The organism is Brevundimonas sp. FV1ye29L, assembly GCF_058681095.1.
In genome coordinates this window covers 3,265,601-3,284,623 of sequence record NZ_CM178730.1, presented here as the reverse complement: position 1 = coordinate 3,284,623, position 19,023 = coordinate 3,265,601, and the positions used below count along the sequence as shown (strand labels likewise).

Here is a 19,023-nt window from a genome sequence, read left to right as displayed (position 1 = left end):
GCAAAGATTAATCCGGCCACGGCGCACGGCTTCGGGCCGGCCATCCGGCCGGCGAAACGGGCTCCCGGGCCGGAACGGGCGCCATCGCCGAGGCGGCCGTCAGGTCTCGCCGAGCGGCACGGGCGTCCGGTCCGATCCGCGCAGGGCGCGGGTCGGGCGGTGACGCCGCTCTTCCGGTACGGCCGCCTGGAAGACGGCGCGGAAGACATCGCGCTTCTCATGGATCGAGGCCAGGACCAGACCCATGGGCACGCCCAGATCCACCAGCACATTCTCGGCCAGCTGCAGGCTGGCCTCGGTGGTCTCGGGCACGGCGTCGGTGGCGCCGAGGGCGTAGAGCCGGGCGGCGTGCCGGTCGTCGCGGGCCCGGGCGATGACCGGCATGTCGTCCCGCAGACTGCGGGCGGCGATGACGACCTCGTCCACCTTGGACGGGGCGTCCATGGTGACCACCAGGGCGCGGGCCTGTTCGAGGCCGCACAGTCGCAGCATCTCCACCCGTCCGGCGTCGCCGTAATAGATGTCGACGCCCTCGCGCCGGGCGGCGGCCACCGCAGCAGCGTCGGTGTCCAGTCCGATGAAGGCCACCCCATGCTCGGTGAGCAGTTCGCCGACCAGACGGCCGACCCGGCCGAATCCGACGATGATGACCGCGTCCTCGTGTGCGACCGGGGCGGGCAGCTCCGCCGTGGGGGCCGCCCCCCCGGCGGACGGCTTCGACAGGCGGCGGCCCAGCCAGGCCATCAGGGGCACCATGAACATGGACAGGGTGGCCGAGAGCAATATGCCCTGGGTGAAGCCGGGGGCCGCGACGCCCTCGACCATGCCGGTGGTCAGGACGACGAAGGCGAACTCCCCCGCCGGGCCCAGGACGAGGGCCGTCTCGATGGCGGTGCGGGCGCTGAGGCCCCACAGCCGCGCCAGGATGAAGATGACGGCGGCCTTGATGCCGGTGATGGCCAGGGCCGTGCCGATGACCTGGAACGGGTGGGCGGCGATCGCGTCAAGATCCAGCCCGATGCCGACCCCGACGAAGAAGACGCCCAGAAGAAGACCCTTGAAGGGTTCGATGTTCAGTTCGACCTCGCGGCGGAACTCGGTCTCGGCGATCAGCAGGCCGGCGATCAGGGCCCCGATGCTCATGGACAGGCCGGCCGCCTGGGCCGCGAGGCCGGCGCCGACCACCAGAAGCAGACACAGGGCGACAAACAGCTCCTGACCGGCGCCGCTGCGCTTGCGGCTTTTCGCCACCGAGCGGAACAGGGGGCGCAGGACGCGACGGCCCAGCAGCACGATCAGGGCCAGGCCGATGGCGGCCGGGGCGAGGGTGAACAGGGCCCGCCCCAGAACGTGAGGTTCCAGCAGACCGCCGGGATTCGCCGCCCCGGCCAGGACGGTGACGGTGATCAGGATCGGGGCGACGGCGAGATCCTGGGCCAGAAGCACGGAAAAGGTCGAGCGGCCGACGGCGCCGCGCAGCCGGCCCTGTTCCGCCATCACCGGCATGACCACGGCCGTCGAGGACAGGGCCAGTCCCATGCCCAGAACGGCGGCCCCCGCCAGCGACTGGCCCATGACCATGAACAGGGCCGCCAGCACGACGGTGCAGACCACGACCTGGGACAGGCCGAAGCCGAACACCAGGCGGCGCATGGACTTCAGTCGTTCCCACGACAGCTCCAGCCCGATCATGAACAACAGGAAGGCGACGCCCAGTTCGGAGATCTGGGCGATCTGGGCGCGGTCGCCGATGGTGAACCAGCTCAGCCAGGGGGCGACCGCCGCCAGCCGGTTCAGTCCGTCCGGCCCAAGCAGAACCCCGGCGGCGAGGAAGCCCAGCACAGGGCTGATGCGGAAGCGGCTGAGCAGGGGGACCACGACGCCGGCCGCGGCGAGGAAGACCACCAGATCCTTGTATTCGCCGCCGTGTCCGCCCGCCATTCGATATCCCCGTCTCGCCCGCATTCTCGCCCATGGAAGGCCCTGCTGACGAGGGCGATCGAACGAACATGACAATTTATTTAGGCGACACGACCTGTGTCGGGGGTAGGGTTCCTCCCGATATGGTCCGGGTACGGATGCGCGGACCGCCCAGACGATGGATCCCCTATGAAAAAGCTGCTTATCGGCGTCGCCCTCGGCGCCCTGCTCATGCCTGCTGCGGCGCTCGCCCTTAGCCCCGGGGGCCCGGACAACGGGCTGGACCTGTTCGGCGTGAACGGCGACGACCACGCCTGTGTCGACGAGGCCTGCACGACCGTTGAGCTGTTCCAGACCACGTCGCCCGGCGGCGCGGGCGGCTATCAGGGCGTGGAGACGCCGAAATACGGGACCTGGGGTTTCAACCTGGCCGGTCGTAACACGGCGGTGAATCCTGGCGATGACTTCAACCAGTACGCCAACGGCACAGCTCTGGACGCCATTGTCATCCCCTCGGACCGCACCTCCTACGGCTCGTTCGCCCTGCTGCGCGAGCTGTCGGACAACCGCATGAAGGCCCTGGTCACGGGACTGGCCGCCCGCACCGACCTGGTCGCCGGTTCAGACGAGCAGAAGGTCGCCGACGCCTACCGGTCCTATATGGATCAGGCCCGGGTCGACGAACTGGACGCCCGTCCGCTGCAACCCTATCTGGCCGCCATCCGCGCCGCCGACAGCCATGAGAAGATGGCCGCCTATATGGGCCAGACCCAGGGTCGGGCCGGGGCCTCCTTCTTCGGCACGGGCATCACCATCGATCAGAAGGCGCCGACGCGATACGTCGTGTCCGCCGGTCAGGGCGGCATCGGCCTGCCCAACCGGGACTACTATCTGGACGCCCGCTATGCGGACAAGAAGGAGAAGTATCAGGCCTATATCGCCCGTATGCTGGGGATGATCGGCTGGGACGACCCGGAGGGCAACGCCGCCGCCATCGTGGCGATGGAGACCCGGATCGCCGAGGCCCACTGGACCCCGATCGAGAACCGCAACCGAGACCGCACCTACAACGACTACACCATCGCCAGGCTGGCGACGGATGCGCCGGGCTTCGCCTGGCAGACCTATTTCGACGCTGCGGACCTGGGCGGCGTGCCCCGGCTGGTCGTCCGTCAGGACACCGCCATGCCGAAGATCGCGGCCGTCTATGCCGAAACGCCGATCGCCCTGTTGCAGGCCTGGCAGGCCTTCCACACCACGGACGACGCCGCCGCCAGCCTGTCGCAGCGGTTCTCGGACGCCCAGTGGGAGTTCCGGTCGCGCGACCTGTCGGGCCAGCCGGCCCAGCGCGGCCGCGAGAAGCGCGCCATCTCCTTTGCCGAAGGGGCCCTGGGTGAGGCGACAGGACGCCTGTACGTCGCCGAATATTTCCCGGCCGAGTCCAAGGCCAAGATGGAGACCCTGGTCGCCAACCTGCGCACGGCCCTGTCGCACCGGATCGAGAACCTGAGCTGGATGGGCGCCGAGACGCGGGCCGCCGCCCAGGAGAAGCTGCGCAAATTCACCGTCAAGATCGGCTATCCCGAGAAATGGCGCGACTATTCGGCGCTGGAGATCCGGGCCGACGACCTGTTCGGCAATGGCGAGCGCATGGGGCAGTTCCGCTGGAACTATCAGCTCCAGCGCCTGGACCAGCCGGTGGACAAGGACGAATGGGGGATGACGCCCCAGACGGTGAACGCCTACTACAACTCGGCCAATAACGAGATCGTCTTCCCGGCGGCGATCCTGCAGCCGCCCTTCTTCGATCCGGATGCCGACCCGGCCGTCAACTATGGCGGCATCGGCGGCGTCATCGGCCACGAGATCGGTCACGGCTTCGATGACCAGGGCTCCAAGTCCGACGGCGACGGGGTGCTGCGCAACTGGTGGACCGCCGAGGACAAGGCCGCCTTCGAGGGCCTGACCCAACGTCTCGGGGCCCAGTACGACGCCTATGAGCCCCTGCCGGGCTTCAAGGTTCAGGGCGGACTGACCATGGGCGAGAACATCGGCGACGCCGCCGGGGTGGCGGTGGGGCTGGAAGCCTATCACCTGTCGCTGAACGGCCAGCCGGCGCCGGTGCTGGACGGCACCACCGGCGACCAGCGCTTCTTCTACGGCTGGTCCCAGGTCTGGCAGTCGAAGATGCGCGACGAGGCCGCCAAACAGCAGGTCGCCACCGACCCGCACTCGCCGGCCATGTTCCGGGTGATCGGCCCGCTGCGCAATGTCGACGCCTGGTATGAGTCGTTCGATGTCCAGCCGGGCAGTCGCTACTATCTGACGCCGGCCGAACGCGTCCGGATCTGGTAGGTCCGGTTCGCGTATGACCAAGAAAGGGGCCGGCGGAGACGCCGGCCCCTTTTTTTGGCGCTACCGCTCGCGACGCGGTCGCTCGCTGCTTGAGCGGGGTTCTTGTGTGGCGCCACCGCTCGCGACGCGGTCGCTCGTCGCCTGGGGCGGCAGGTCCTCCCGGGCGTTGCCGTTCGCGGGAGAGTCGTGCGCCGCCCGGGCGTCGGACACAGAGCTCCGGACGTGAAAAAGCCCGCTGCGGGGGATACATCGCAGCGGGCTTTCACGCTCTCTGTGGAGCGGACGTTTCCTCCCCGAAACGCCTCCGTCGGGCGGCTGCGCCTGAGCGCCGCGCCGTTCGAGTGAGTTCAGATGCGCCCTGGAACGGGTTTGCGTCAAGGCGAAGTCCAGCGAATTGAGATGGTTTTCTGACTGATCGTCGATAAGTCAGAAAAATAGCCGTCAGATTATCGAAGGAGCTTCGATAATGCGCTTTACGGCCGCGACCAGCTCGTTCCGGGCGATCGTCTGCTGACCGGGACGGGCCGCCTTCCAGGCGTCATTGTCCGCCAGTCCGGAGGCCGCCTGACGACCGGCGTCGAGGTCCTTGATGGTCACCTGGCCGGCGGCGATCTCGTCTCCGCCCAGCATGACGGCGGCGGGCGCGCCCCGGCGGTCGGCGTATTTCATCTGGGCCTTCATGCCCGCCCGGCCCAGATAAACCTCGGCCGGAACCCCGGCGGCCTTCAGCTCGGCGGCGGCGCGGAAATACTCGCCCATATCCTCGTCCGAGAAGGCGATGACCACCACCGGGCCGCGCGCGTCGGCGGCCAGGGCGCGACCGGCGGCCGACAGGGCCGAGGCCATGCGCGAGACGCCGAACGAGACGCCGGTTGCGGGAACCGGCTGGCCGGTGAACCGGGCCACCAGATCGTCATAGCGGCCGCCGCCGCCGATCGAACCGAACCGGACCGGGCGGCCCTTGTCATCGACGGTGTCGAGCAACAGCTCGGCCTCGAAGACGGCCCCGGTATAGTATTCCAGACCGCGCACCACGGCCGGGTCGATGCGGGCGGCGTCGCCCACCCCCATCGAGGTCAGGGCCGCATCGATCCGGGCCAGGTCCGACAGGCCGGCGGCCCCCGAGGCGGCGCCGCCGACGACGGCGTCCAGGGCGTTCAGCACATCGCCGCGCGCGCCCGTGCTCTGGATGGCCAGATAGGCGAGGACAGCGTCGATGCCCGAGGTCGTCAGGCCCGCGCCGCGGGTGAAGTCGCCGGATTCGTCCAGCCGCCCCTCGCCCAGCAGCAGGGCGACCCCGTCCGGACCCAGCCGGTCCAGTTTGTCGATGGCGCGCAGGACGGTCAGGGTCTGGCCGCCGCTGGCGACCCCCGCCGCCTCCAGCACGCCGTTGACCAGTTTGCGGCTGGCGATCTTCATCACCGTGCGGCCCTCGCCGAGGCCGAGGGCGGACAGGGCCTCCAGCGCCATGGCGATGATCTCGGCGTCGGCCTCCGGCCGGTCGGAGCCCACCGTGTCGGCGTCGCACTGGATGAATTCGCGGAAGCGGCCGGGGCCAGGCTTCTCGTTGCGGAAGACCGGGCCATGGGCGTAGCGGCGGAAGGGTTTGGGCAGGGTCTCCCAGTTCTGGGCCGCGTACCGGGCCAGCGGCGCGGTCAGGTCATAGCGCAGGGCCATCCACTGGTCGTCGTCGTCCTGAAGCGCGAAAACCCCCTCGTTCGGACGGTCGGCGTCGGGCAGGAATTTGCCCAGGGCGTCGGCGTATTCAAAGGCGCCGGTCTCCAGCGGCTCGAAGCCCCAGCGCTCATAGACGGCGGACACGGTCGACACGATACGGCGTGCGGCGATCAGGTCGCGTCCGCGGCGGTCCATGAACCCCCTCGGGCTGCGGGCCTCGGGGCGGATATCTGCGGGCTGTTCGGGGGCGGCGGCGTCGGTCATGCCGCGCCTTAGACCATTTTCGGTTCAGCCGAAATCAACCGGGGCTGAAAAAGGCGTCGTCGCCGCCGGGCGGCGGCGCGGCGCGAACTCCGCTCAGCCGATCCCGTCGCGGCGACGCTCCATCATGCCAAGCCGGTCGTTGACCGGCTCCGGCGCCTTCTGGAAGGCGATGAAGGCCACGCACAGGCCCGCCCATAGGGCGTAGCTGACGCCGACCAGAATGGCGACCGGCAGGCCGCCGACGCCATAGATCAGCAGCGTCGTCTCGGTGGCGCCCAGCCCCTGCATCAGGCCCCCGGCCTCGAACCAGCCGATGATGACCACGACCAGGGCGATCAGGACCTGAAGCCCCGCCGCAAGCAGGCCGCCCCACAGCATGAAGCGCCACACCACGCCCAGCCGGGTCGCCGGCCGGCCGGAGATGTCGCGAGACCGCCCAAGGGCCCAGAGCCCGGTCGGGGCGGCGATCATACCGATGAACAGGACGACCAGCCGCCAGTCGATATCCACCCCGGGCGTCCAGTTGGCGGGACGCCAGACCAGCAGGGTCAGGATCAGAGGCGGCCAGCACACCGCCGCCAGGGCGGCCAGGGCCCGGGCCGCCGGCTCCCGGCGCCACTGGATCCGGACCTGGCCGGGAATGTCCTCGGGGCGGTCGAAGCGGGGAAGTTTCACCGGGTCACCGCGTCGGCGTCGGCACGGGGCCGGAATAGTCATAGAAGCCGCGTCCCGACTTGCGGCCCAGCCAGCCGGCCTCGACATATTTCACCAGCAGGGGGCAGGGCCGGTATTTGCTGTCGGCCAGACCGTCGTACAGAACGTTCATGATGGCGAGGACCACGTCCAGTCCCATGAAATCGGCCAGCTCCAGCGGCCCCATCGGATGGTTGGCGCCCAGTCGCAGGGCCTTGTCGATCGAGACCACGTCCCCCACGCCTTCATACAGGGTGAAGATGGCCTCGTTCATCATCGGCACCAGAATGCGGTTGACGATGAAGGCGGGAAAATCCTCGGCATTGGTGGTGGTCTTGCCCAGGCTTTCCGCAAAGGCGACGGCGGCCTCATAGGTGGCCGCCGAGGTGGCGATGCCGCGCACGATCTCCACCAGCCCCATGACGGGCGCCGGCTTCATGAAATGCAGGCCGATGAACCGGTCGGGGCGGTCGGTCGCCGCGGCCAGCCGGGTGATGGAGATGGAGGAGGTGTTGGAGGCGACCAGGCTATGGGCCGCCAGATGCGGCGTCAGGGCGGCATAGAGGGCCTTCTTGATCCCCTCGTCCTCGACCGCCACCTCGATGACCAGATCGGCCGACCCGGCCTCGGCCAGGGTCTGGACGGCGGTGATGCGCGACAGGGCCGCGTCGGCCTCTGCCCGGCTGACCACGTCCTTGCCGATCTGACGCGCCAGATTGGCGGCGATCTCGCCGAGGGCGACCGGCAGCCGGTCCGGCGCGATGTCGTACAGGCGCACCTGATAGCCGCCGAGAGCCACGGCATGGGCGATGCCCACGCCCATCTGGCCTGCGCCGATGATGGCGACTGTCGCGATCGTGGTCATGCGGTCGGTATGCCGTCAGGCCTCGTTTCCAGAGCGCCGCACCTTAGAAAGCTGTGGCGCGGGCGCAAGGCTGGATTCCGTTCCGGGATCAAACTGTGGCTTTCAGGACCGGCGCCGGGCCGGCTCACATCGGATAGACGAGGCCGAGCGCCGCCACCTTGGCCGCCGGCAACAGGTAGGAGCGGATGCCGGTGATCAGGATCCAGGCGATGATCGGCGTCACATCCAGCCCCCCCAGCGGCGGAATGACGCGGCGCAGCGGGGCCAGGATCGGGCCGGTGATCTGGTCCAGGGCGCTGGCCAGCTGACCGACGAACCGGTTGCGGGGGTTGATCACATCAAAGGCGAACAGCCAGCTCAGCACCGCGCTGACGATGATGGCCAGGATCAGCAGACCCAGGATGGCGTCGGCGATAAAGAAGAGGAAGTTGATGGCGGCGACGGCGAGGTCCACGGGCAGGCTCCGGTTGATGCAACCGGCTTCTAGACCATTTTGGCCTCAGGTCGAATTGCGCAGGCTTCGAAAAGCGATCGGGCTGCGGCGTCCCCGGGTCTGCGTCCGGGGCTTGCCTTTGACAGGCCCCGTTGACAGGCCCCGGCCCGCCCGCCTATGTCCCGCGCTCGCCTGCATCCGCACCCCGTGCGGAACCCGGAAACGGGGCCGTAGCTCAGTTGGTAGAGCGCGTCGTTCGCAATGACGAGGTCAGGGGTTCGACTCCCCTCGGCTCCACCAGGCGTTTTCACATCGATGATGGACCGGCCGCGCCGGGGCCGGGCGCTGCGGGCGTTCGTATGCGATGGCGGCTCCAGGCGGCGCCGGCGCAGGCCAGCATGATGGCGGCGATGCCGGTCCATTGGGCGGGGGCGAGGGTTTCGCCCAGCAGCGCCAGCCCGGACAGGGCGGCGATGGCGGGAGAGGCGCTGAGCAGGACGCCGAACACGCGTCTGGGCAGCCGGCCCATGGCGTACATGTCCAGCACATAGGGGATCATGCTGGACAGCAGGGCCACCCCCGCCCCGACGGCCAGCACATAGGGGCTGATGAGGGCCGGCCCGGCGTGGCTGACGCCGACCGGGACGGTGATCAGGGCGGCCACGACCATGCCGGCGGCGACGCTGCGTCCGGCCCCCAGATGCGCGACCCGCGAGCCGAAGACGATGTAGAGCGCCCAGCAGGCGGCGGCGGCGAAGGCGAACAGAACCCCGGTCAGGGACAGGCCGCCTGTCTGCCCGTTCCAGGGCAGAAGGGCCAGGCCCAGCCCGGCGAGGCCGATCCAGAGGAAGTCCATCGGACGGCGCGAGGCCAGGGCGGCCACGACCAGGGGTCCGGTCACCTCGATGGAGACGGCCACGCCGATCGGGATGCGGGCGAAGGCCTGGTAGATCATCAGGTTCATCACCCCGAGGATGACGCCGTAGGCGGTGAGGGCGAGGGCGGTCGGGCGATCGGGCCGGATCGTCCAGACCCGGAAGGCGAGGCCGAGACCGAGGGCGGACAGGCCGACGCGAACCGCCACCACCCCCTCGGCCCCCACCAGCGGAAACAGCCCCTTGGCCACGGCCGCGCCGACATGGACCGAGATCACCGCCGCCACGACGGCCGCAAGGGGCCCGGCAGGGGAGGGCCCGGCCATGGCAGGTCCGGATCGGTGCGGCATCGGCATCCCATTCCTTCGGCGATCCCGATGGTCTATCCCGAGGCCGCGAGCCGGTCGAGCGGACCGGGATGGAGACGACCCTGGCCAGGCTGATCGACACGCGCGAACTGTACCGGGGCTGGCTGCGGCTGGAGGCCGTCACGCTCGAGACCGACGGCGGGGCGGCGATCACGCGCGAGGTCGAGGATCACGGCCGGGCCGTCTCGGTGCTCGTCTATGATCCGGACCGCCGGACGGCCCTTCTGGTGCGCCAGCTGCGGGCCGGACCGATGCGCGCCGGCGAGGCCGAGCCCCGCCTGCTGGAGGCGCCGGCGGGGATGATCGATGCCGGAGAGACGGCGGAGGCGGCGGCCCGGCGCGAGGTGTGGGAGGAGATCGGGGTCCGGGCCGGCGCCTTGCAGCCCGTCGGCCGGGTCTACAGCTGTCCGGGCATATCGACCGAGACGGTCACCCTGTTTCTGGCGCCCTGTCCGGCGGCCGACCGGGTGGGCGACGGCGGGGGGCTGGCCGCCGAGCATGAGGAGATCGAGGTGGTCGAGATGGCATTGGCCGAACTGGCGGCCCTGTCGGACGCCGGCGGATTGCTGGACATGAAGACGGTCCTTCTGGTGTCGCGGCTGAGGCTGGAGCGGCCTGAACTTTTCGCCCGGCCCTGACAAACCCGCGTTCGCATACCGGCCCTATCCAGGGGGCTTGACGGCGATCCGGGGCGGTCGCATCAATCCTCTGCCGCCCGGCATGATGCCGTGGCGCGGGGGAATGCTCATGAAATCCGCTGTCTACATGGTCGCCGTGGCGACCGCCGCCCTGATGCTGTCGGGTGTGGGGCCGCAGTCGGCGGCCGCCCAGTCGGCCAGCGCCACGCCCAATTTCGGGTCCGTCCGTCTGTCGGCCGGCTTCCGGCCGGATCCCTATATGGTCAGGGTGGTCGCGGGCGGTTCGATCGACGCCTATGACGACACCCCCCTGCCGGCGGCCTGCGTCGGCAAGATCTCCGACGCTCCGGATTTCCGTGTCACCTATACGGCCGGCTCGCTGCCGCTGGTGTTCCGCACGGTCGCCAGCGAGGACACGACCCTGATCATCAATGGACCGGACGGGGAATGGTCCTGTGACGACGACAGCTATGGCGACGGCGACGCCCAGGTGGTCTACCGCCGCCCGCAGAGCGGCACCTATGACGTCTGGGTCGGCACCTTCGGCTCGCGTTCGGTCACGGCTTCGCTGCGCATCACCGAAACGCCGTAGCCGAAAGCCCGCGCGTCCGGCCGCCGGCCCGCACCCAAGGCAAAGGTCAATTCAAAAAGGGCCCGGTGATCGCTCACCGGGCCCTTTCTCATATCTGTGGCGGCGATCAGTCCGGACGGACGCGTTTCTTGCGGAACGACGGGTTCAGGATCTGTTTGCGCAGGCGGATCGACTTGGGCGTGACCTCGACCAGTTCGTCCTCGCCGATATAGGCGATGGCCTGTTCCAGCGACATCTGGCGCGGCGGGGTCAGGCGCACGGCCTCGTCCTTGCCCGAGGCGCGGACGTTGGTCAGCTGCTTGCCCTTGATCGGGTTGACGTCGAGGTCGTCCCAGCGGGCGTTCTCGCCGATGATCATGCCCTCATAGGTCTTCTCGCCGGCGCCGACGAACATGACGCCGCGATCCTCGAGGTTCCACAGGGCGAAGGCCGCCGTCTCGCCGTCCGAGTTGGAGATCAGGACCCCCTTCAGACGGCCCTCGATCGCGCCCTTGAAGGGTTCGTAGTGGCTGAACACCCGGTTCAGCACGCCCGAACCGCGCGTGTCGGTCAGGAACTCGCCCTGATAGCCGATCAGGGAGCGGGACGGGCACAGCAGGCTGATGCGGGTCTTGCCGGCGCCCGACGGCCCCATGTCCTTCAGCTCGGCCTTGCGGGCCGACAGCTTCTCGATGACGATGCCGGTGTAGTCGTCGTCGACGTCGATCATGACGTCCTCGATCGGCTCCAGCTTCTCGCCGTTCTCGCCGGTCTGATAGACCACGCGCGGACGCGAGATCGAGACCTCGAAGCCTTCGCGGCGCATGTTCTCGATCAGTACGCCCAGCTGCAGTTCGCCGCGGCCGGCGACCTCATAGGCGTCGCCGCCTTCGGTCGTGGTGACGCGGATGGCGACATTGGCCTCGGCCTCCTTCAGCAGGCGGTCGCGGATCACGCGCGACTGGACCTTGTCGCCTTCGCGACCGGCCAGGGGGCTGTCGTTGACCGAGACCGTCATGGAGATGGTCGGGGGATCGATCGGCTGGGCGGGCAGGGCCTCGGTGACCTCCATGGCGCACAGGGTGTCGGCCACGGTGGCCTTGGACATGCCGGCGATGGCGACGATGTCGCCCGCTTCCGAGCCCTCGTCCAGGGCCTGACGCTTCAGGCCGCGGAAGGCGAGGACCTTGGTGATCCGGCCGCGCTCGATTTCCTTGCCGTCGCGGTCCAGGGCGTGGATGGCCATGCCGGGGACGGCCTTGCCGCTCTCGATCCGGCCGGTCAGCAGGCGACCGAGGAAGGGGTCGGACTCGATCAGCACGTTCAGGATCTGGAACGGCTTGTCCTTGTTCTCCTGCACCTTGGGCGGCGGCACATGGCGGACGATCAGGTCGAACAGGGGGGCCAGGGTGTCGTTGGGCTGGTTCAGGTCCATCGTCGCCCAGCCGGCGCGGCCCGAGGCGTAGATGTGGGGGAAGTCCAGCTGTTCGTCGGTCGCGCCGATGGCGGCGAACAGGTCGAAGGCCTCGTTGTGAACCCGGTCGGGATCGGCGTGGGCGCGATCGACCTTGTTGATGCAGAGGATCGGGCGAAGGCCCATTTTCAGGGCCTTGGTCAGGACGAACTTGGTCTGGGGCATGACGCCCTCTTCGGCGTCGACCAGGATGACGCAGCCGTCCACCATGCCGAGAATCCGCTCGACCTCGCCGCCGAAGTCGGCGTGGCCGGGGGTGTCGATGATGTTGATGCGGGTTTCGCCGGCCTCGCCGTTCCAGAGCACCGAGGTGCATTTGGCCAGGATGGTGATGCCGCGCTCTTTTTCCTGGTCGTTGGAGTCCATGGCGCGCTCGGTCGTCGCCTCATTGGCTCGGAAGACGCCGGACTGGGCCAGGAGCTGGTCCACCAGGGTGGTCTTGCCGTGGTCGACGTGGGCGATGATGGCGACGTTGCGAAGGTTCATATCGGTTCTGGGATCGTTCAATGCGAAAGGGCGGCCGGACAGGTGCGGGGCCGCTGGAGAAGAGGCGTCATTCGGGGAGCGCGCGCCTCTTACAGGGGAAGCGGCGAAAAGACCAGTGCCGCAGAAATGGGGCGCTGTAACGACGGTCGGCGGAACCGCCGCTCAGAAATCGACCGCCAGGCCCTTCTTTTCCCAGTCGCCATAGCGGGTGGGCTCGGGGCCGGTCGGGCCGCCGTGTTCGGTGGGGCTCTCCGGGGCGGGTTCGGCAGCGCGGCGGGCGGCGGCCTCCTCCAGGGCCCGGCGGGCGGCGGGGCTCAGCGGCCGGTCAGGGGCGGCGTGGAGCGCTTCCGCGTTGAAAACAGGGGCGCTGGCGACGGTGTCCGTAGTCTCGGTCATGCGGCTGATATAGGGGCGGCCGGTCGTCCCGTCACCCGCCGACGCTTTGCCCCGCCCCGCGCATGGTCTAGGCAGGGCGGGTGAGGAAACGCGAAGAAGGCGGCGTGATGAAGGTATTTGTTCTGGGCGGCGACGGATTCTGCGGCTGGCCCACGGCCCTGCATCTGTCGGCGCGCGGCTGGGACGTCGTGATCGTCGACAACCTCAGCCGGCGGAACATCGACAATGAGCTGGAGGTCCAGTCGCTGACGCCGATCCGGCCGATGGGCGAGCGGATCGCGGCCTGGCGCGAGTTGACGGGCCGCAGCATCGGCTTCGTCAACCTGACGCTCGGCAAGGAATTCGACCGGCTGGTTCAGCTGATCCGCGACGAGGCGCCCGACAGCATCGTCCATTTCGCCGAACAGAGGGCCGCCCCCTATTCGATGAAGTCGGCGCGGCACAAACTGTACACCGTCGACAACAACATCAACGCCACCCACCATGTGCTGGCCGCCATCGTCGAGAGCGGGCGGGACGTGCATCTGGCCCATCTGGGGACCATGGGGGTCTATGGCTATACGACCGCCGGCCTGCGCATCCCCGAGGGCTATCTGAAGGTCACGGTGGAAACCGATTTCGGACCGACCGAGCAGGAGATCCTGTTCCCGCCGAACCCCGGCTCGATCTATCATATGACCAAGACCCAGGACGCCCTGCTGTTCCAGTTCTATGCGAAGAACGACCGGCTGCGGATCACCGACCTGCACCAGGGCATCGTCTGGGGCGCCCAGACCGAACAGACCCGGATGGACGAGCGGCTGATCAACCGGTTCGACTATGACGGCGACTATGGCACGGTGCTGAACCGTTTCCTGATGCAGGCGGCGGTGGGCTATCCGCTGACGGTGCACGGCGGCGGCGGACAGACCCGGGCCTTCATCCATATCCAGGACACGGTGCGTTGCGTCGAACTGGCCCTGACCCATCCGCCGGCCCGGGGCGACCGGGTCCGGATCCTGAACCAGATGACCGAGAGCCGGCGGGTGCGCGACCTGGCCGCCCTGGTGTCGAGGCTGACAGGGGCGGAGGTCCGCCACGTCGCCAATCCGCGTCAGGAGGCCGACGAGAACGAGCTGGTGGTGGCCAATGACCAGTTCAGGGCCATGGGCCTTGACCCCATCACCCTGGCCGATGGCCTGATGGACGATGTCGCGGCGGTGGCGCGGACATACGCCGACCGGGCGGACCTGGCCCGCATTCCCTGCGTCTCGGCCTGGAACGCCGACCGGGCCGAGGCGATCGCCGAAACCCGCAAGACCCCTGCGCCGGTGCGGATGGTTCACGGCTGATGCTGCTGGTCTTCGGCGGCGGCTATCTGGGGCGGGCGGCGGCGCTGGAGGCGATCCGGCGCGGCGACGGCGCCATGGCGACCTCGCGCGATCCCGGCCGGCGTGCAGCACTTGCGGCGGACGGGATCGAGGCCGTCGATCCGGCGGATGCACAGGGCCTGACGGACGCGGTGAAGCGCGCCACGGCCATTCTGGTCACCGCCCCGCCGGAGCCGGCCGGCTGTCCGGGTCTGGGGCGGCTGTCGTCGCTGGGTCCGGTGCTGGGCGAGGCCTGGCCCGACTGGATCGGCTATGTCTCGTCGACCGCCGTCTATGGCGACCGGGCCGGCGGCTGGACCTTCGAGGACGACGCCCTGCACGCGGCCTCGCTGGAGGGGGCCAGACGGGTCAAGGCCGAGGTCGACTGGCTGGACGCCGGGCGCGGCATGGGGCTGACGGTGCAGATCTTCCGCCTGCCGGCGATCTATGGCCCCGGCCGCTCGGTCGTCGACCGGCTGAGAGACGGGACGGCGCGGCTGGTCCGTAAGCCGGGACAGGTGTTCAATCGCATCCATGTCGAGGACGCCGTGGCCGGCCTGTTCGCCTCCATGGCGCGGCCGAGACCGGGCGGGATCTACAACCTGGCCGATGACGAGCCGGCGCCGGCCGATGTGGTCATGGCATGGGCGGCGCAGCGGATGGGGCTGCCGGCCCCGCCCGAGGTCGACTGGACCGACCCCTCGGTCTCTGACGCCATGCGGCGCTTCTATCTGGATTCCAAACGGGTCTCGAACGCCCGGGCCAAGGCGGAACTGGGCTGGAGACCGAGGTATCCGACGTATCGGGAGGGGCTGGCGTCGACGATTTGATGCCGATTTCTAGGAAAGGCGACCGTACTTTTCGATATGCTCTTCCACGTATCCGTACAGATCGGGATGTAAGTCGTAGATGGTCTCGGTAATGCGACCGATTTCGCCTATGGCCATTCCCATCTGCGATTTCAGTTTATCGCCGACCTCCGCTGACGAGAAAGTCTGGACCGCAGTCGCTGTCTCGCCGATTTCTCGAGAAGCCCGAAAACAGGCGTTCAACACGAGAATTGCGAAGCCTCTGTCCATGGTCGCGGCCTCCACCTACAGCGGGATAATATTCCGCTGCCTCGAATAGGCCATGGTGCCGACGTTGGCGCCCAGGCGCAGGCCGACGCCGGTGCGGACCGGGGCCAGGACGATGCCGTCGGCGCGCTGGTAGTTCACGCCCAGGCCGGCGATCAGATAGGCCGAGCCCTCGACCCCCGGATAGCGGCGGTAGATGGCGTCGGGGGTGAACAGCCCATAGACGAGGGTGAAGACCCGGCTGGCGTTGCCGCCCACGTCCCAGCCGATCGAGATGCCCTGCCAGAAGACCTCTCGCGCCGGCTGGCCGTCCTTCATATGCAGGGCGCCCCGGCCGTAGCGCAGGCCGACGCCGACGGCGCCGGCGCCCTCCTCGCCCGCGATATAGGCGGTGGGGGCGTCGCCCTGATCGCGGAAGATGCGTTCGATGGCGCCGCCCATGGCCTCGGCGGCGATGCCCAGTTCGCGCGACCCGGCCGCGACCAGTTCGTCGGCGGTATAGGCCGGGGCGGTGGCGTCGTTGCGCACCGGATAGGCGGGGTCATTGGCCGCGCCACGGGTGGCGCAGGCGCCGAGGCCCAGAGGCAGGGTGGACGCGGCGGCGACGAAACCGGTGCGGATCAATTGGCGACGATGCATGGGCGAGGTCATGGCGCGAGGTCCCGGCGTGAGCAGTTTGCCCGTCGACGCGGGCCTGAACCAGCCTCGCCGGGCATTGAGTCAGCCTTGGGGCGGCAAGGTTAACGGGGGATTACCGCCCCACGCCGCAGAGGCGACCCTAACCCCGCAGTTTCGCGCCCGTCTTCTCGACAGCGGCGACGATCCGGGCGGACAGGGCCTCGATCTCCGCCTCGGTCAGGGTGGTCTCGCGCGGTTGCAGGACGACCTCCAGGGCGACGGACTTGAAGCCCTCGTCCACGCCGGGACCGCGATAGACGTCGAAGACGCGGACATCGGCGATCATCGCCTTGTCGGCGCCGATGGCCGCCCGGACCAGATCGCCGGCTGGGCGGGCGTCCTCGACCACGAAGGCGAAGTCGCGGCTGAGCGGCATCAGGGTCGGCAGGTCGGCGTTTCCGCGCGTCTTGGCTTTCGCCTTCGGTTCCGGCAGGGCGTCGAGCACGATCTCGAAAGCGAGGATCGGACCGTCGGCGTCCAGGGCCTTGAGGGCGCGGGGATGCAGGGCGCCGAACTCGGCGACCACGACCCTGGGGCCCATCTGCAGCCGGGCCGAGCGGCCGGGATGCCACCAGTCCCGGTTCTGGCCCTGAACCAGTTGAAGGCCGCTCATCGGCGCCCCGATCTCGGCCAGGAGGGCCATCAGGTCGCCCTTGAGGCCGAACAGCGGGTCCTCGCCTGCCGGCGACCAGTGGCGGGGGGCGTGGGGCGCGATCAGACCGGCGATGACGGTGCGCTGGTCCTTCGGTCCGTCGCCCAGATAGATCGGGCCGATCTCGAACAGGGCGGCGTCGGCATGGCCGCGCGCGGCGTTGCGCGCCGCCGCCTGGATCAGGTTGGGCAGGGCGGAGGGCCGCATACAGTCCAGCTCGGACGCGATGGGGTTCTCCAGATGCAGCCGTTCATCCCCGCCGCCGAACAGGGCGGCTGTGGCGCGGCTGGTGAAGGACCAGGTGACGGCCTCGGCGTATCCCATGGCCGCCAGGGCCCGACGGGCGATGCGGACCTGGGTCTGACGCGGGCTCAGCACGCCGCGCGAGGGGGCGCCCTGATCCGGCAGGGGCGCATCCGGCAGGGCGTCGAAGCCCTGGATGCGCGCGACTTCCTCGACCAGATCGGCCGGCCCCTCGACGTCGCGACGCCAGGACGGCGGGGTGACTGTCCAGCGGTCGTTTCCGCGTCCGGCGATGTCGAAACCGAGGGCGGTCAGGATCTCTGCGATCCGGTCCTGCGTCAGATCCATGCCCGACAGCCGCTTCACATGGGCGGGGTCGAAGGCGAAGGGGGCGGGATCGGCCGGGGCCTGACCCGCCACGACGATGTCGGACGGCTCGCCGCCGCACAGGTCGAGGATCAGTCGCGTGGCCAGCTCCAGCCCCGGCACGACCGAGGCGGGATCGACGGTGCGGGCGAACCGGTACTGGGCGTCGGAGGCGATGTTCAGCGACCGGCCGGTCTGGGCCGTGACGATGGGGTCGAACCAGGCGCTCTCGACGAAGACGTCGACAGTCTCGTCCGAGCAGCCGGTGGACTCCCCGCCCATCACGCCGCCGAGGCCGATGGGGCGTTCGCCCCCGGCGTCGGCGATGATGCAGACGGACAGGTCGGCCGGATAGGTCTTGCCGTCCAGGGCAATCAGATGCTCGACCTCGCCGGTCTCCGAGGAGGACTGACCGCTGCGGACCACGATCTCGTCGCCCACCAGTTTCGCCGCGTCATAGACATGCAATGGCCGGGCGCGGTCATAGGCGATCAGGTTGGTGACATCGACCAGCCGGTTGATCGAGCGCAGGCCGATGGCGGTCAGCTGGCGTTGCAGCCAGTCGGGCGAGGGGCCGTTCTTCACCCCGCGGATCAGTCGTCCGGCGAAGACCGGGCACTGGTCGGGCGCCTCCAGCCGCACGGTGATCGGGCAGGGGAAGCCGCCGCGCACGGCCGCGATCCTGTAGTCGAGGAACTCGCCGAGGCCCGCCGCCGCCAGATCGCGGGCGATGCCGGACACGCCCAGCCAGTCGGGCCGATTGGGCGTGACCTCGAAATCGATCACCGGGTCGGCGCCGAACAGGGCCGCCGCCGGGGTTCCGACCGGCAGATCGGCCGGCAGGTCCATGATGCCGTCGTCGGGGCCGTAACGACCCTCGGGCTGTTCCAGCTCGGCGGCCGAGCACAGCATGCCGTTGGAGACCACGCCGCGCACCGGCTTCTCGACCAGGGTGACCCCCAGGCCGGGCACCCAGGCGCCGATGGGGGCATAGACGGTGACCAGACCGGCGCGGGCGTTGGGGGCGCCGCAGACGATCTCCTTCATGCCGTCGACCGTCTCGACCTGGCAGACGCGCAGACGGTCGGCATTGGGGTGCTGGACCGCCTCGACAATGCGGGCGACGCTGAAGGGGGCGAGGGCGGCGGCGGGGTCGTGGATCTCCTCGACCTCCAGCCCGGCCATGGTCATGGCCCCGGCGACGGCCGTGACGTCGGCCTCGGTCTGCAGGTGGTTCTTCAGCCAGGACAGGGTGAACTTCATACGGAGGGTCCCTGGACGCCGTCGCGCATATCCTTGAGGAAGTCCGGCGAACCGGTGAAGCCGACGGCGAAGAAAAAGCAGCGCCGGAAGACGCAGTTGCGGAAGGCGATGGCGCCGGTGATCTTCGTCGGCCCCAGAGGGGCGAGCATGAGGTTGCGGATGTCCCCGTCGCTGGCGCCCATGTCGCAGGCCTCGAAACTGACCCCTCCGACCGGGCAGAGCACGGCCGGCCCCTCGATACGGCAGTCGATGAAGGTCCTGCCCTCGATCACCTGTTCGCCGCGGCGGATGGCCTCGGCCACCAGCTGGGGCAGCCAGATATCGGCCTTTTCATAGACGGGGCCGGCGCCGAGGGCGGCCAGATCGAAGGTCCCGGCCATG

At 69.2% G+C, this 19,023-nt stretch carries 17 protein-coding genes and 1 tRNA gene; 6 read left to right on the top strand and 12 right to left on the bottom strand.

Going from position 1 to position 19,023, the window contains the following annotated elements:
* Positions 1 to 99: 99 nt before the first annotated feature.
* Positions 100 to 1,941, bottom strand: coding sequence for a cation:proton antiporter domain-containing protein (locus ACW17W_RS16005; protein ID WP_492078091.1), 1,842 nt, complete (start codon positions 1,939 to 1,941; stop codon positions 100 to 102).
* 168 nt (positions 1,942 to 2,109) lie between these two features.
* Here ACW17W_RS16005 and ACW17W_RS16000 point away from each other — a divergent pair, with 168 nt between their 5' ends.
* On the top strand, positions 2,110 to 4,275 hold the full coding sequence (locus ACW17W_RS16000) for a M13 family metallopeptidase (protein ID WP_492078089.1): 2,166 nt from the start codon (positions 2,110 to 2,112) through the stop codon (positions 4,273 to 4,275).
* Positions 4,276 to 4,716: 441 nt separating this feature from the next.
* Here ACW17W_RS16000 and hisS read toward each other — a convergent pair whose 3' ends face one another.
* The 4 genes from hisS to ACW17W_RS15980 all read right to left on the bottom strand — a co-directional run bounded on the left by hisS (position 4,717) and on the right by ACW17W_RS15980 (position 8,228).
* Complete coding sequence (gene hisS / locus ACW17W_RS15995; protein ID WP_492078087.1) at positions 4,717 to 6,216, bottom strand: histidine--tRNA ligase; 1,500 nt, start codon at positions 6,214 to 6,216, stop codon at positions 4,717 to 4,719.
* A 93-nt stretch (positions 6,217 to 6,309) separates the two neighbouring features.
* Positions 6,310 to 6,891 (bottom strand): phthalate transporter, encoded by a 582-nt coding sequence (locus tag ACW17W_RS15990; protein ID WP_492078085.1) that lies wholly within the window; start codon positions 6,889 to 6,891, stop codon positions 6,310 to 6,312.
* 4 nt (positions 6,892 to 6,895) lie between these two features.
* Positions 6,896 to 7,774, bottom strand: coding sequence for a 3-hydroxybutyryl-CoA dehydrogenase (locus ACW17W_RS15985; RefSeq protein ID WP_492078083.1), 879 nt, complete (start codon positions 7,772 to 7,774; stop codon positions 6,896 to 6,898).
* Between the two features lie 124 nt (positions 7,775 to 7,898).
* Positions 7,899 to 8,228, bottom strand: a complete 330-nt coding sequence (locus ACW17W_RS15980; protein WP_492078081.1) for a YggT family protein — start codon at positions 8,226 to 8,228, stop codon at positions 7,899 to 7,901.
* Positions 8,229 to 8,431: 203 nt separating this feature from the next.
* On the opposite strand from ACW17W_RS15980, the gene ACW17W_RS15975 reads away from it, so the two are divergent.
* Positions 8,432 to 8,507, top strand: a tRNA-Ala gene (locus tag ACW17W_RS15975).
* A 7-nt stretch (positions 8,508 to 8,514) separates the two neighbouring features.
* Here ACW17W_RS15975 and ACW17W_RS15970 read toward each other — a convergent pair.
* Positions 8,515 to 9,408 carry an EamA family transporter gene (locus tag ACW17W_RS15970; RefSeq protein ID WP_492078079.1) on the bottom strand — a complete coding sequence of 298 codons (894 nt, stop codon included), beginning with the start codon at positions 9,406 to 9,408 and terminating at the stop codon, positions 8,515 to 8,517.
* A 92-nt stretch (positions 9,409 to 9,500) separates the two neighbouring features.
* Between ACW17W_RS15970 and ACW17W_RS15965 the strand changes: the two genes are divergently transcribed.
* Both ACW17W_RS15965 and ACW17W_RS15960 read left to right on the top strand, forming a co-directional pair.
* A complete protein-coding gene (locus ACW17W_RS15965) occupies positions 9,501 to 10,088 on the top strand; it encodes an NUDIX domain-containing protein (RefSeq protein ID WP_492078077.1) in 588 nt (195 codons plus the stop codon).
* 109 nt (positions 10,089 to 10,197) lie between these two features.
* Positions 10,198 to 10,680: a peptidase S1 gene (locus tag ACW17W_RS15960; RefSeq protein ID WP_492078075.1), complete on the top strand. Its 483-nt coding sequence runs from the start codon at positions 10,198 to 10,200 to the stop codon at positions 10,678 to 10,680.
* Between the two features lie 106 nt (positions 10,681 to 10,786).
* Here the strand turns inward: ACW17W_RS15960 and typA are convergent, their stop codons facing one another.
* On the bottom strand, positions 10,787 to 12,619 hold the full coding sequence (typA, locus tag ACW17W_RS15955; RefSeq protein WP_492078074.1) for a translational GTPase TypA: 1,833 nt from the start codon (positions 12,617 to 12,619) through the stop codon (positions 10,787 to 10,789).
* A 162-nt stretch (positions 12,620 to 12,781) separates the two neighbouring features.
* Positions 12,782 to 13,015 carry a DUF1674 domain-containing protein gene (locus tag ACW17W_RS15950; RefSeq protein WP_492078072.1) on the bottom strand — a complete coding sequence of 78 codons (234 nt, stop codon included), beginning with the start codon at positions 13,013 to 13,015 and terminating at the stop codon, positions 12,782 to 12,784.
* A 107-nt stretch (positions 13,016 to 13,122) separates the two neighbouring features.
* Here ACW17W_RS15950 and ACW17W_RS15945 point away from each other — a divergent pair, with 107 nt between their 5' ends.
* On the top strand, positions 13,123 to 14,346 hold the full coding sequence (locus ACW17W_RS15945; protein ID WP_492078070.1) for an NAD-dependent epimerase/dehydratase family protein: 1,224 nt from the start codon (positions 13,123 to 13,125) through the stop codon (positions 14,344 to 14,346).
* Complete coding sequence (locus ACW17W_RS15940; RefSeq protein ID WP_492080334.1) at positions 14,343 to 15,194, top strand: Rossmann-fold NAD(P)-binding domain-containing protein; 852 nt, start codon at positions 14,343 to 14,345, stop codon at positions 15,192 to 15,194. The genes ACW17W_RS15945 and ACW17W_RS15940 overlap by 4 nt, the downstream gene beginning before the upstream one ends.
* A gap of 9 nt (positions 15,195 to 15,203) precedes the next feature.
* Here ACW17W_RS15940 and ACW17W_RS15935 read toward each other — a convergent pair whose 3' ends face one another.
* From ACW17W_RS15935 to ACW17W_RS15920, 4 genes are all read right to left on the bottom strand, one after another.
* Positions 15,204 to 15,443: a hypothetical protein gene (locus ACW17W_RS15935; RefSeq protein ID WP_492078069.1), complete on the bottom strand. Its 240-nt coding sequence runs from the start codon at positions 15,441 to 15,443 to the stop codon at positions 15,204 to 15,206.
* Between the two features lie 15 nt (positions 15,444 to 15,458).
* Positions 15,459 to 16,079, bottom strand: coding sequence for a DUF1134 domain-containing protein (locus ACW17W_RS15930; protein WP_492080333.1), 621 nt, complete (start codon positions 16,077 to 16,079; stop codon positions 15,459 to 15,461).
* Positions 16,080 to 16,218: 139 nt separating this feature from the next.
* Positions 16,219 to 18,642 carry a phenylalanine--tRNA ligase subunit beta gene (gene pheT, locus ACW17W_RS15925; RefSeq protein ID WP_492078068.1) on the bottom strand — a complete coding sequence of 808 codons (2,424 nt, stop codon included), beginning with the start codon at positions 18,640 to 18,642 and terminating at the stop codon, positions 16,219 to 16,221.
* On the bottom strand, positions 18,639 to 19,022 hold the full coding sequence (locus ACW17W_RS15920) for a hypothetical protein (RefSeq protein ID WP_492078066.1): 384 nt from the start codon (positions 19,020 to 19,022) through the stop codon (positions 18,639 to 18,641). The genes pheT and ACW17W_RS15920 overlap by 4 nt, the downstream gene beginning before the upstream one ends.
* Position 19,023: the final 1 nt, after the last annotated feature.